The 12,744-nt window shown below is 58.3% G+C and carries 9 protein-coding genes and 1 pseudogene; 4 read left to right on the top strand and 6 right to left on the bottom strand.

Annotated features, from left to right (window positions below; genetic code table 11):
• The first annotated feature begins 25 nt into the window (after nt 1-25).
• Nucleotides 26-565, top strand: a complete 540-nt coding sequence (locus L2Y28_RS15060) for a YfaZ family outer membrane protein (RefSeq protein WP_022648809.1) — start codon at nt 26-28, stop codon at nt 563-565.
• A gap of 94 nt (nt 566-659) precedes the next feature.
• The gene (locus L2Y28_RS15055) at nt 660-1,859 is read left to right on the top strand and encodes a nicotinamide mononucleotide deamidase-related protein YfaY (protein WP_022648808.1); all 1,200 of its coding nucleotides are present in this window, start codon (nt 660-662) and stop codon (nt 1,857-1,859) included.
• Between the two features lie 31 nt (nt 1,860-1,890).
• Here L2Y28_RS15055 and glpC read toward each other — a convergent pair whose 3' ends face one another.
• The 3 genes from glpC to glpA are packed head-to-tail and all read right to left on the bottom strand — an operon-like array spanning nt 1,891 to nt 5,913.
• Nucleotides 1,891-3,081 (bottom strand): anaerobic glycerol-3-phosphate dehydrogenase subunit GlpC, encoded by a 1,191-nt coding sequence (glpC, locus tag L2Y28_RS15050; RefSeq protein ID WP_022648807.1) that lies wholly within the window; start codon nt 3,079-3,081, stop codon nt 1,891-1,893.
• Nucleotides 3,078-4,295 (bottom strand): glycerol-3-phosphate dehydrogenase subunit GlpB, encoded by a 1,218-nt coding sequence (gene glpB / locus L2Y28_RS15045; RefSeq protein WP_022648806.1) that lies wholly within the window; start codon nt 4,293-4,295, stop codon nt 3,078-3,080. Before glpB ends, glpC begins: the two co-directional genes overlap by 4 nt.
• The gene (gene glpA, locus L2Y28_RS15040; RefSeq protein WP_022648805.1) at nt 4,285-5,913 is read right to left on the bottom strand and encodes an anaerobic glycerol-3-phosphate dehydrogenase subunit A; all 1,629 of its coding nucleotides are present in this window, start codon (nt 5,911-5,913) and stop codon (nt 4,285-4,287) included. Before glpA ends, glpB begins: the two co-directional genes overlap by 11 nt.
• Before the next feature lie 249 nt (nt 5,914-6,162).
• On the opposite strand from glpA, the gene glpT reads away from it, so the two are divergent.
• Complete coding sequence (gene glpT, locus L2Y28_RS15035) at nt 6,163-7,515, top strand: glycerol-3-phosphate transporter (RefSeq protein ID WP_022648804.1); 1,353 nt, start codon at nt 6,163-6,165, stop codon at nt 7,513-7,515.
• An 11-nt stretch (nt 7,516-7,526) separates the two neighbouring features.
• Nucleotides 7,527-8,584: pseudogene (gene glpQ, locus L2Y28_RS15030) on the top strand (glycerophosphodiester phosphodiesterase).
• Between the two features lie 105 nt (nt 8,585-8,689).
• On the opposite strand, the gene yfaE reads toward glpQ, so the two are convergent.
• The 3 genes from yfaE to nrdA form a co-directional block, all read right to left on the bottom strand.
• Nucleotides 8,690-8,944: a class I ribonucleotide reductase maintenance protein YfaE gene (yfaE, locus tag L2Y28_RS15025; protein WP_003859419.1), complete on the bottom strand. Its 255-nt coding sequence runs from the start codon at nt 8,942-8,944 to the stop codon at nt 8,690-8,692.
• Complete coding sequence (gene nrdB / locus L2Y28_RS15020; RefSeq protein WP_022648802.1) at nt 8,944-10,074, bottom strand: class Ia ribonucleoside-diphosphate reductase subunit beta; 1,131 nt, start codon at nt 10,072-10,074, stop codon at nt 8,944-8,946. The genes yfaE and nrdB overlap by 1 nt, the downstream gene beginning before the upstream one ends.
• Before the next feature lie 108 nt (nt 10,075-10,182).
• The gene (nrdA, locus tag L2Y28_RS15015) at nt 10,183-12,468 is read right to left on the bottom strand and encodes a class 1a ribonucleoside-diphosphate reductase subunit alpha (protein WP_022648801.1); all 2,286 of its coding nucleotides are present in this window, start codon (nt 12,466-12,468) and stop codon (nt 10,183-10,185) included.
• Nucleotides 12,469-12,744 lie beyond the last annotated feature (276 nt).

Here is a 12,744-nt window from a genome sequence, read left to right as displayed (position 1 = left end):
GAATATATTGTGCGGGATCACGACAATGAAAAAAGTGGCATTAATGGGCTTAGGCCTGATGTTTGTATCGGCAGCAGCCAACGCTATTTCCTTCAACGGCTCGGCGGGCGAAGATTATACCCACCTGGGCTTTGGTCTTGGCACGGATAGCGCAGGCCTGGCGATGACCGGCGGCTGGACGCATAACGACGACGATGGGGATGCGGCAAGCCTGGGGCTGGGCTTCAACGTACCTTTGGGTCCTTTCCTGGCGACAGTCGGCGGTAAAGGGATTTACACCAACCCGAACGACGGTGACGAAGGTTACGCGGCGGCAGTGGGCGGCGGTTTGCAATGGAAAATCGGCGACAGCTTTGGCCTGTTCGGTGAGTACTACTACTCTCCGGATTCCCTCTCCAGCGGTATCGATAGCTATGAGGAAGCCAACGTGGGTGGACGCTGGACCATCATCCGTCCTGTCACCATCGAAGCGGGTTATCGTTATCTGAACCTGGCGGGTAAAGACGGCCACCGCGACAACGCGCTGGCAGATGGTCCCTACATCGGTGTGAGCGCAGGTTTCTAATCCTTTCGGCGCGGCGTTCAGTCGCGCCAGTTTCTCTCTTCCCCCGGTCTTCGATTGCGCTATAGTGTTTTGACCATTGAAATGGGAGAACACAATGATAAACGTGGAAATGTTATCCACTGGCGACGAAGTGCTGCATGGGCAAATCATTGATACCAATGCCGCCTGGCTCGCCGATCTCTTCTTTGAGCAAGGATTACCGTTAACGCGCCGCAACACCGTGGGTGACAATCTTGAGTCGCTGGTCAACGTTCTGCGCGAGCGCAGCGAACGCTGCGACGTGCTGATTGTGAACGGCGGGCTTGGGCCCACCAGCGACGATCTCAGCGCGCTGGCCGCCGCCACGGCCAGAGGTGAAGGCCTGGTCCTGCACGAGGCGTGGCTGGCACAGATGGAGCGATTTTTCTCCGAGCGTGGCCGCGTGATGGCCCCCAGCAACCGCAAGCAGGCTGAAATTCCCGCCAGCGCGGAACTGATTGATAACCCGGTCGGCACCGCCTGCGGGTTTGCCGTTCAGCTGAACCGCTGCCTGATGTTCTTCACCCCGGGCGTGCCGTCGGAATTTAAAGTGATGGTCGAGCAGCAGATCCTGCCGCGCCTGCGCGCGCGCTTCACGCTGCCTGAACCGCCGCTGTGCCTGCGTCTGACCACCTTTGGCCGCTCGGAAAGCGACCTGGCCCAGAGCCTCGATCACCTGCAACTGCCTCCCGGCGTGTCGATGGGCTATCGCTCCTCCATGCCGATTATTGAACTGAAGCTGACCGGACCGGCGTCAGAGAAAGCCGCTATGCTGGCACTGTGGCCGGAAGTGCAGCGCGTCGCCGGGGAAAGCCTGATTTTCGAAGGAACGGAAGGGCTGCCGGCGCAGATCGCAGCGCATTTGCAGTCCCGCCAGTTGAGCGTGACGCTAAGCGAGCAGTTTACCGGTGGGCTTCTGGCGCTTCAGCTTACCCGGGCGGGTGCGCCGCTGCTGGCCAGTGAAGTGGTGCCGTTCCAGCAGGAGACGCTGGCGCAGACGGCGCGCTGGGCGTCCGAGCGCAGAGTGAAGCATTTCGCGGGGCTGGCGCTGTTTGTGGGCGGGCTGGATGAGGAGCACCTCAACTTTGCCCTGGCAACGCCGGAAGGGACGCACGCCCTGCGGGTCAGGATGAGCATTACCCGCCACAGCCTGGCCGTGCGTCAGGAGGTGTGCGCGATGATGGCGCTGAACATGCTGCGCCGCTGGCTGAACGGGAAAGAGGTCGCCAGCGAGCACGGCTGGATCAACGTCGTGGAATCGCTGTTCGTAGAGTGAGGATGTGCCGGGGCAGTGTCCCCGGCAACGGTTACGCCAGTGCGTTTGCCAGCAAGGTAATGGGATGTTCACAGCGTTTGCTGGTGGACATCTCGATCTGCCACTTGCAGGTTTCACAATCCGTCACCACGATATCTGCGCCGCTCTCTTCAATCTGCCGGAACAGCGGCGCGCCAATGGCCTGTGACGTTGGGTAGTTTTCACGCTTGAATCCGTAGGTGCCAGCGATGCCGCAGCAGCGTGAGTCCAGCACCGTCAGCTCCAGCCCCGGGATCAGCCGCAGCAGCTCCAGCGTATAGATCGACCAGCCCATCTTCTCCATATGACATGGCGTGTGATACACCACCTTCAGCGGCAATTTGCCCAGCGGTAACGTCTGCCCGCTGTCCAGCTTGCGCCAGAGAAAACGGGTCGCCAGCTCAATGTGCTCGCGCAAGCCGGTGTTATCCACATCCAGCAGATGCGGATATTCATCGCGCAGCGTGAAGGTACAGGTTGACGACGTCGCCAGTACCGGTATCCCTTTGTCGACGATCGCCTCGCGTAAAGCGGTGACGTTGCTTTTCGCCTGCCTGCGCGCTTTGTCGGTAAAACCGTTGGCAATCAGCGGAACGCCGCAGCACTTCTCTTTGCTCAGCAGCTGAACGCCCGTCCCCATGGCGTTCAGCACTTTCAGCAGGTCTTTCCCCAGCTGCGGATGGTTGTAGTTCACGTAGCAGCCGTGGAAGAAGGCAACCTGCTCAGCGAACTGCGCCTGTTCTGCCGCCACGGATTTATACCAGCGGCGGAAGGTGCCGTGAGAATATTTCGGCAGACTGCGGTGATGGTCGATTTTGAGCGTCGCATCCAGCAGCCTGCGCACCGGCTTCAGGGCGGTGGCGGCATTGACGACCGGCGCGAAAGGCGTCGAGAGGCTGCCCATCAGATCGGTGTGGCTTAGTATCGCGTCGCGCAGCGTCGGTTTTTGCGTACTGTAGCGGGCGCGGGCGCGCTGGATGATATCGCCTATTTTCACGTCCGACGGGCAGGCAACTTCGCAGCGTTTACAGTTGATACAGTATTTCAGCGCCTCGTCGTAGAGCGCGCCGTCCTTCAGGCGCAGACGCTCCCCGTCGGGGCCGGCCTGTTTCGGGCCGGGATAGCGCGGATCGACGCCGCTGACCGGGCAAACCGTGGTGCAGACCGTGCATTTGATACAGCTTTCAAATCGGGTGTCGTTCATTGTGCTCCCTCCCTGCGCTGGATAATCTGCTCCGCGACATGCAGCGCGGTGACGGCGCAGACGCCGCCACCGCAGCCCTGTGCCACGGGATCGTACCCGCCCAGAACCGAGCCGATGGCGTAAAGATTTTCAACCGGTTCCCCGCCCAGCTGCGGGCGCAGCTGGGTGTCGACGATCACGCCGAACTGCTGCCAGGGCTGCGGGGTGAAGAAATCGCTTTGATACCAGTCCGCGCGGGAAGCGCTTTGCCGGACATCCAGCCCGAGAATTGCCTCACGCACGCCATCCCGGCTGCTCAGCAGACCGTTACTGAAAAAACTGCCGCTTGCCAGCACCGTATAGCGTGCACGAAGCGGGATGTCGCCGTGGTTGCGGGTCCAGATTTCGCTTACCGCGCCCTCTGCCAGGGTGATTTTTTTCACCTCGTCGCCTGCCAACCAGACGCCACCCTGGGCGACAAACTGACGTTGAAGCTGGGTATGCAGACGAATGCCGGGCACGGAAGGGGGGAGCGTCGGCAGTAAACCGAGCGTACAGGGCAGGCGCGCCGAGAGCCAGCGCCAGAGCCGGTTGTCCGTTAAGCCAAAACAGGCGGGCATAAACAGGGCGTCGCAGGTCTCGCCGAGCGGTTGAAGCGCCGCGTACAGCTGCGGCCAGTAGCGTTCATTATCCAGCAGGCGGGCAATGTTCACCGCACGAAACTCGCTGGGGTTTTCGCGCAGCACGTCGAGCTCGGGGAGATCAATCTCCTCCGTATCCACCTGAATGCCTTGCTGTCTGAGAGACGCGGCGGCAAGATGCGGCTGGAAATCAAGGAAACCGCTGATCCCCACCACCCGCACGTGCCCGGCAGCGATGGGGGCGACAGGCACCTCTTCCGGGCTAAGCCAGGCGGCGCGCAGAGTGCCGAGCGGCGTGACGCGCTGATGATTTTGCTCGGCGTCACCCTGCATGCGTGCGCCGCAGGCGGTCAGCAGGTGTTCGGTTTCGCAGGCAAAGCGGGCCATATTCTCTGCGCCCGTCAGGCGGTAGGGATGTTCAGGCGGCAGATCGGCGAACGATAGCGCGCCCAGTAAATCCAGCGAGCCGGAAGAGAAGTGCAGGGCACTTTGACCGCGAGTGACAATGGCGCAGCGCAGACCCCGCTGCGTCAGTTTGAGACCGCACAGCAGGCCCGCCAGCCCTCCACCCACAATCACGGTATCAAATTTCATGGTTGTGCTCCTTCTCCAGACCGCAAAGTCCCTGATAGACCCAGCGGGTAAACTCACTTTCGCGCAGGGCATCGCCCCAGGCGACGGGCTGAATGCCTTTCCAGCGCTCATTTAAAAAATCGCTGAGCTGGGCGAGCGACTGGGTTGAGGAGGTGGCATGAAAACGTTGTAGCAGCCCGGCGGCACGGCAGGCGCACAGTTCCCCCTGACAGGTGCCCATCCCGACGCGCGTGCGGCGGCGTAAATCAAGCAGGTTGTTCACCGTCAGGTTTTCCACGGCATATTGCACCTCGCCTGCGGTCACGGCTTCGCATTCGCACACCAGGCTGCGGCTGAGTCGCCCTTCACCAAGCCAGGTCGGGGTGCGGTCGCCGTGGCGGTAAATCGCCGAACCGCGAAGCGGGGCAGGAAGTGAAATGATTTTGTGCAGCGTTTTTTCTGTCGATTGCTGCGAGCCGGGCAGGGCCCGCTCCGCTGTCACGCACGGCGCGGTGTTGCCGAGCTTACGGCAGACGGCATCGGTGGCCCACTGGGCCATCAGCCGGTAGGTCATCAGCTTGCCGCCGGTAATGGTGATAAACCCGTCCATGCCGTCACGTTCGGCGTGATCGAGCAGCACGATGCCGCGGCTGACGTTACGCCCGCTCGGATCGTTATCGCTGGCGACAAGGGGACGCACGCCCGCGTAGGCACGCAGAATACGCGTCTGCGCCATCACCGGGGCCAGCTTTTCCCCTTCGCGCAGCAGGATATCCACCTCTTCAGCGGTGACGCGGTTGTAATCAATTTCGCTGTAGTCCACATGCATTGAGGTCGTGCCGATCAACGAAATGGTGTCCCCCGGCACGAGGATGTCGGCGTCAGACGGTTTACGGCAGCGGTTGATGACATGGTTATTGATGCGATGGTCGAGGATCAGCAGCGAGCCTTTGGCCGGGAACATGCGGACGGATAAATCGGCGTATTCCGCGATGCGCTGGCCCCAGATCCCTGCCGCGTTGACCACGACGGTGGCATACAGCTCGCGGTGTTCATTGTACTGCGTATCACACACGCGCACCCCGCGCACGGTATTACCTTCACGAATAAGCCCGGTGACGTGATGCCCGGTCAGGATCTGTGCGCCGTGTTCCCGCGCGTCGAGCATATTGGCGGCGGTCAGGCGGAAAGGATCAATGGTTCCGTCAGGCACTTTTACCGCGCCCAGTAACGCCGGGTTCACCGAGGGTTCCAGACGGCGCGCCTGCGCAGGATCGAGCGCCTCGGCCTGAATGCCTGCCGCCGTGCAGGCGGTAATAAAGGTTTGCTGAAAGCCGAGGTCATCCTCGGGAAGGGTGATAAAAAGGCCGTTGGTCGGTTCAACGCAGTGGCGGGCGATGCGCCTGAGGATCTGGTTTTCAGCAATACACTCGCGCGCGGACTCAGCGTCAGTGACCGCATAGCGGGCGCCGCTGTGCAACAGACCGTGGTTACGCCCCGTTGCGCCGGTGGCGATGTCGTGGCGTTCCAGAAGCGTGACGCTCAATCCCCGCAGGGCGCAGTCGCGTGCGATGCCGGCACCCGTCGCGCCACCGCCAATGATAATCACATCGCTGAAGCGTGGATCGTGAATTGTCATTGCCTTTCCTCTATGTTCGTTTTTTAGCATTTAGCCACATTGATCGTGTGGTTTGTTTGATTTCGAACATAAACGCGCGAAATTCGAAAGTGAAACGTGATTTCATGCGCTTTTTTGCGCATTCTGTCATATTTCTGTAACAATCTGTGCGTTGATTCACAGTAACATTCACCGTGATTTCTTAACATCGCCGCCTCTGTAGCCGGGCGCGAGATGCCCGGTCATTTTTGAAAGGCCACGGAGGCTGTTATGCTCAGTATCTTTAAACCTGCGCCACACCGGGCGCGACTGCCAGAGGCAGAGATTGATCCTCTCTACCGCCGTCTGCGTTGGCAAATCTTCCTCGGGATCTTCTTCGGGTATGCGGCGTACTATCTGGTACGTAAAAACTTTGCGCTCGCCATGCCGTACCTGGTGGAACAAGGCTTCTCCCGCGGCGATCTGGGCTTTGCGCTGTCGGGGATCTCCATCGCGTACGGTTTTTCGAAGTTCATTATGGGGTCGGTGTCGGATCGCTCGAATCCGCGCGTGTTCCTGCCCGCCGGTCTGATCCTCGCGGCAGCGGTGATGCTGTTCATGGGCTTTGTGCCATGGGCGACCTCCAGCATTGCCGTCATGTTCGTACTGCTGTTCCTCTGCGGCTGGTTCCAGGGGATGGGGTGGCCGCCATGCGGACGTACCATGGTGCACTGGTGGTCACAGAAAGAGCGCGGTGGGATTGTATCGGTCTGGAACTGCGCGCATAACGTCGGGGGCGGGCTTCCGCCGCTGCTGTTCCTGCTGGGGATGGCCTGGTTCAACGACTGGCACGCGGCGCTCTATATGCCTGCCTTTGGCGCCATTCTGGTGGCGATTATCGCCTTCGCCCTGATGCGCGACACGCCGCAGTCCTGCGGCCTGCCGCCGATTGAAGAGTACAAAAACGACTACCCGGATGATTACAGCGAGAAGCACGAAGAAGAGCTGACCGCGAAACAGATCTTCATGAAGTATGTGCTGCCAAACAAGCTGCTGTGGTACATCGCGGTGGCGAACGTGTTTGTCTACCTGCTGCGCTACGGCATCCTCGACTGGTCCCCGACTTACCTGAAAGAGGTGAAGCACTTCGCGCTGGATAAATCCTCCTGGGCCTATTTCCTGTATGAATACGCGGGCATTCCCGGCACGCTGATCTGCGGCTGGATGTCGGACAAAGTGTTTAAGGGTAACCGTGGGGCGACAGGCGTGTTCTTTATGACGCTGGTGACCATCGCGACAGTCGTTTACTGGCTTAACCCGCCGGGTAATCCGGGTGTGGATATGGCCTGTATGATCGTAATCGGCTTCCTGATTTATGGACCGGTTATGCTGATCGGCCTGCACGCGCTGGAGCTGGCACCGAAGAAAGCGGCAGGCACGGCGGCAGGCTTTACCGGTCTGTTTGGCTACCTCGGCGGTTCAGTGGCGGCAAGTGCCATCGTCGGTTACACCGTCGATTTCTTCGGCTGGGACGGTGGCTTTATGGTGATGATTGGCGGCAGCGTGCTGGCGGTTCTGCTGTTGATCGTCGTGATGATTGGTGAAAAACGTCACCATGCCGAGGTGCTGGCGCGTCGTCAGTAAGGAGCATTGCGATGAAATTAACTCAGTTAGCGACAGGCCTGCTGCTGGCGGGCCTGATGACAGGCTCCGCGCTGGCGGCAGATAAAATCGTGATCGCCCACCGTGGCGCCAGCGGTTATCTGCCGGAGCATACGCTGCCGGCAAAAGCGATGGCCTATGCCCAGGGCGCGGATTATCTGGAGCAGGATCTGGTGATGACGAAGGACGACCAGCTGGTCGTTCTGCATGACCACTATCTTGACCGCGTGACGGACGTGGCGGAGCGTTTCCCGAACCGCGCCCGTAAAGATGGCCGCTACTACGCCATCGACTTCACGCTGGCGGAGATCCGCTCGCTGAAGTTTACCGAGGGCTTCGAGATTGAAAACGCAAGAAGGTGCAGGTCTATCCGGGGCGTTTCCCGATGGGCAAGTCTGACTTCCGTATTCACACCTTCGAAGAGGAGATCGAGTTTGTTCAGGGGCTGAACCACTCGACGGGCAAAAATATCGGTATCTACCCGGAAATCAAAGCGCCGTGGTTCCACCATCAGGAAGGAAAAGACATTGCCGCGAAGACGCTGGAGGTACTGAAAAAGTACGGCTACACCAGCAAGCAGGATAAGGTTTTCCTGCAATGTTTCGATGCCGCGGAACTGAAGCGCATCAAAACTGAGCTGGAGCCGAAGATGGGAATGGATCTCAATCTGGTGCAGCTGATTGCCTATACCGACTGGAATGAAACTCAGGAAAAACAGCCGGACGGGAAGTGGGTGAACTACAGCTACGACTGGATGTTTAAGCCGGGCGCGATGAAGCAGATTGCGCAGTACGCCGACGGCATCGGGCCGGATTACCACATGCTGGTGGCGGAAGGCTCAACGCCGGGCCACGTGAAGCTGACGGCGATGGTGAAAGAGGCGCATGCGAGCAAGATGCAGGTGCATCCGTATACCGTGCGTGCAGACCAGCTGCCGGAGTATGCGACGGACGTGGATCAGCTTTACGACGTGCTGTATAACCAGGCGGATGTGGACGGATTGTTTACGGATTTCCCGGATAAAGCGGTCGAATTCATTCACCGGAAGTAGGTTTTGTAGGTCGGGTAAGGCGAAGCCGCCACCCGACAATCAGGCTCTGCGGCCTCATGCCCTCACCCTAACCCTCTCCCACCGGGAGAGGGGATAAGGACAACATCACATCTCGATCTCAATATCGCCTTTTGCCCGGCAGCAGCAGGGCAAAATTTCCCCTTCACTGATAAAGGCTAGCGGTTCGGTCAGCCAGTCTACCTGGCCTGCGACCAGACGGCAGCGGCAGGAGCCGCAGTAGCCTTCACGACACTGGTACTCGACTTCTACCTGATGTGCTTCAAGCGCCACCAGCAGAGAAGGGTGCTCTTCCTGGCACAACACCTCTGTACCCGAAAGGCTCAGCGTTACGCGGCTCATCAGAGCTGGAAATCGCTCAGGTCGTCGGTGTTGACTTCAGAATCAATCTGACCGACCAGGTAAGAACTCACTTCCACTTCCTGTGGCGCGACCTGCACGTTATCGGACACCAGCCAGGTGTTGATCCACGGGATTGGGTTAGAGCGCGTCTGGAACGGCAGGTCGAGACCGACGGCCTGCATGCGGATGTTGGTGATGTACTCAACGTACTGGCACAGAATGTCTTTGTTCAGGCCAATCATGGAGCCGTCGCGGAACAGGTAGTCTGCCCACTCTTTCTCCTGCTGGGCCGCCAGCACGAACAGGTCGTAGCATTCCTGTTTGCACTCTTCCGCAATTTCCGCCATCTCCGGATCGTCTGCACCGCTGCGCAGCAGGTTCAGCATATGCTGAGTCCCGGTCAGGTGCAGGGCTTCGTCACGGGCAATCAGACGGATAATTTTGGCGTTGCCTTCCATCAGTTTGCGCTCGGCAAACGCGAAGGAGCAGGCGAAGCTCACGTAGAAGCGGATCGCTTCCAGGGCGTTGACGCTCATCAGGCACAGATAGAGCTGTTTTTTCAGGGTCCGCAGGTTTACGGTGACGGTTTTACCGTTCACGTTGTGCGTACCTTCGCCCAGCAGATGCCAGTAGCTGGTCATCTCGATCAGTTCGTCATAGTAGTGCGCAATGCCTTCGGCGCGCTTCTGGATCTGTTCGTTGGTGACGATATCATCAAACACCACCGCCGGATCGTTAACGATGTTGCGGATGATGTGGGTGTAAGAGCGGGAGTGGATCGTCTCGGAGAACGCCCAGGTCTCAACCCAGGTTTCCAGCTCAGGAATCGAGATCAGCGGCAGCAGCGCCACGTTCGGACTACGACCCTGAATGGAGTCCAGCAGCGTCTGGTATTTCAGGTTGCTGAGGAAGATGTGCTTTTCGTGTTCCGGCAGCGCCTGGAAATCGATACGGTCGCGGGAAACGTCAACTTCTTCCGGACGCCAGAAGAAGGAGAGTTGCTTTTCAATCAGCTTTTCGAAGATGTCATATTTTTGCTGATCGTAGCGTGCCACGTTGACCGGCTGGCCGAAGAACATCGGCTCTTTGAGCTGGTCGTTTTTCGTCTGTGAAAAGGTGGTATATGCCATTGCGGTGAGTCCTGTGGTGTTATTTCCCCTCACCCCGGCCCTCTCCCACAGGGAGAGGGGGAAAGAGTTCCCTCTCCCTGTGGGAGAGGGTTAGGGTGAGGGAATTTATTAGATCTTACATGCGCCGCTTTCGCAGCCATCGTCCTGAATTGACGGCACCAGGTCGTCCTGGGCGTCTTCCGCACCATCACGGGTGTTGTGATAGTACAGCGTTTTCACGCCAAATTTGTAGGCGGTGAGCAGGTCTTTCAGCAGTTGCTGCATCGGAACCTTGCCTGACGGGAAGCGCGTCGGGTCGTAGTTGGTATTGGCAGAGATCGACTGGTCGATAAACTTCTGCATGATACCCACCAGTTGGAGGTAGCCGTCGTTGTTTGGCATTTCCCACAGCAGCTCGTAGTTGTTGCCCAGCGTTTCGTAATCCGGTACCACCTGACGCAGCACGCCGTCTTTCGACGCTTTGATGCTGACGTGGCCGCGCGGTGGCTCAATACCGTTGGTGGCGTTGGAGATCTGCGAAGAGGTCTCGGACGGCATCAGGGCAGAGAGCGTGGAGTTACGCAGGCCGTGAGTTTTAATGGACTCGCGCAGGCCTTCCCAGTCGAGGTGCAGCGGCTCGCTGACGATCGCATCCAGGTCTTTTTTGTAGGTGTCGATCGGCAAAATGCCTTTAGCGTAGGTGGTTTCATTGAACCACGGGCACGCGCCTTGTTCTTTCGCCAGCTCGTTGGAGGCTTTCATCAGGTAGTACTGAATGGCTTCGAACGTCTGGTGCGTCAGATTGTTGGCGCTGCCGTCGGAGTAACGCTTGCCGTTTTTCGCCAGCCAGTAGGCGAAGTTGATCACGCCGATACCTAAAGTGCGACGGCCCATTGCGCCGCGTTTTGCCGCCGGGATTGGGTAATCCTGGTAGTCCAGCAGGGCGTCGAGCGCACGAACCGCCAGCACGGCCAGCTCTTCCAGCTCGTCCAGGCTCTTAATCGCACCCAGGTTGAACGCAGAGAGCGTACACAGGGCGATTTCACCATTTTCATCGTTCACATCGTCCAGCGGTTTGGTCGGCAGGGCGATCTCCAGGCACAGGTTGGACTGGCGCACTGGCGCAACCACCGGATCGAACGGGCTGTGGGTGTTGCAGTGGTCAACGTTCTGGATGTAGATACGGCCGGTAGAGGCACGTTCCTGCATCATCAGGGAGAACAGATCGACCGCCTTCACGCGCTGCTTGCGGATGCTGTCGTCTTTTTCGTATTTGGTGTACAGACGCTCGAATTCGTCCTGATCGGCGAAGAACGCGTCGTACAGACCCGGGACGTCGGATGGGCTGAACAGGGTGATATCTTCACCTTTCAGCAGGCGGGTGTACATCAGCTTGTTGATCTGCACGCCGTAGTCCATGTGACGCACGCGGTTGCCTTCCACGCCGCGGTTGTTCTTCAGAACCAGCAGGCTTTCCACTTCCAGGTGCCACATTGGGTAGAACAGGGTGGCAGCGCCACCGCGCACGCCGCCCTGAGAGCAGGATTTTACTGCCGTCTGGAAGTGCTTGTAGAACGGGATACAGCCGGTGTGGAACGCTTCACCGCCGCGGATCGGGCTGCCCAGTGCACGGATACGACCAGCGTTGATGCCGATACCAGCACGCTGGGAGACGTATTTCACGATGGCGCTGGAGGTCGCGTTGATGGAATCCAGGCTGTCACCACACTCGATCAGTACGCAGGAGCTGAACTGACGGGTAGGGGTACGCACGCCAGACATGATTGGCGTAGGCAGAGAAATCTTGAACGTAGAGACCGCATCGTAGAAACGCTTCACGTAGTCCAGACGGGTTTCACGTGGATAATTAGAGAACAGGCAGGCGGCCACCAGAATATAGAGGAACTGGGCGCTCTCGTAGATTTCGCCCGTCACACGGTTCTGAACCAGGTATTTGCCTTCGAGCTGCTTCACCGCCGCGTAGGAGAAGTTCATGTCGCGCCAGTGATCGATAAACCCGTTCATCTGCTCGAACTCTTCTTCCGTATAGTCTTCCAGCAGATGCGTGTCGTATTTGCCCAGCTCAACCATTTTCACTACGTGATCGTAAAGCTTCGGCGGCTCGAACTGGCCGTAGGCTTTCTTACGCAGGTGGAAAATCGCCAGACGCGCAGCGAGGTACTGATAATCCGGTGCGTCGCGGGAGATCAGATCTGCCGCTGCTTTGATAATGGTTTCGTGGATATCAGACGTTTTGATGCCGTCGTAGAACTGAATGTGAGAACGCAGTTCGACCTGGGATATAGATACGTTGTTCAGTCCTTCTGCTGCCCAGTCGAGAACTCGATGGATTTTGTCCAGATTGATACGCTCGGTAGTACCGTCGCGCTTTGTCACCAGCAGACTCTGATTCATGTGGGTTTTTACCTGTCCGTGAAATAAAAAAATATCCCCCGCTTATCCACAGAACCGTCTTGTGACTAACTCTGTGGATAAATACTACATATAGGGGTTTTGCGATAAGAAGAACGCTATATGGTGAGTATTCTAGTATCGAATCTTTTCAGCACAAGGGTTGATTTTGACGTTAAATTGAGGTTGTGAAAGGGTAAAAAAGGCTAAGTCCTCGTACCGTAAGGCCTGGAAGAGATGTCAATATTCCAGAAAAAAAATTCAAAATTTGATCGAGTG

The organism is Enterobacter sp. JH25, from assembly GCF_021725435.1.
GTDB classification, from domain to species: Bacteria; Pseudomonadota; Gammaproteobacteria; order Enterobacterales; family Enterobacteriaceae; genus Enterobacter; species Enterobacter intestinihominis.
Note: the sequence above shows the minus strand (reverse complement) of the source record. Positions and strands in the feature narration are given on the sequence as shown.

Coding starts and splice junctions, on each gene's coding strand:
- L2Y28_RS15055 (WP_022648808.1), top strand. CDS start 660: ATGATAAACGTGGAAATGTTATCCACTGGCGACGAAGTGCTGCATGGG.
- nrdB (WP_022648802.1), bottom strand. CDS start 10,074: ATGGCATATACCACCTTTTCACAGACGAAAAACGACCAGCTCAAAGAG.
- yfaE (WP_003859419.1), bottom strand. CDS start 8,944: ATGAGCCGCGTAACGCTGAGCCTTTCGGGTACAGAGGTGTTGTGCCAG.
- glpC (WP_022648807.1), bottom strand. CDS start 3,081: ATGAACGACACCCGATTTGAAAGCTGTATCAAATGCACGGTCTGCACC.
- nrdA (WP_022648801.1), bottom strand. CDS start 12,468: ATGAATCAGAGTCTGCTGGTGACAAAGCGCGACGGTACTACCGAGCGT.
- L2Y28_RS15060 (WP_022648809.1), top strand. CDS start 26: ATGAAAAAAGTGGCATTAATGGGCTTAGGCCTGATGTTTGTATCGGCA.
- glpT (WP_022648804.1), top strand. CDS start 6,163: ATGCTCAGTATCTTTAAACCTGCGCCACACCGGGCGCGACTGCCAGAG.
- glpA (WP_022648805.1), bottom strand. CDS start 5,913: ATGACAATTCACGATCCACGCTTCAGCGATGTGATTATCATTGGCGGT.
- glpB (WP_022648806.1), bottom strand. CDS start 4,295: ATGAAATTTGATACCGTGATTGTGGGTGGAGGGCTGGCGGGCCTGCTG.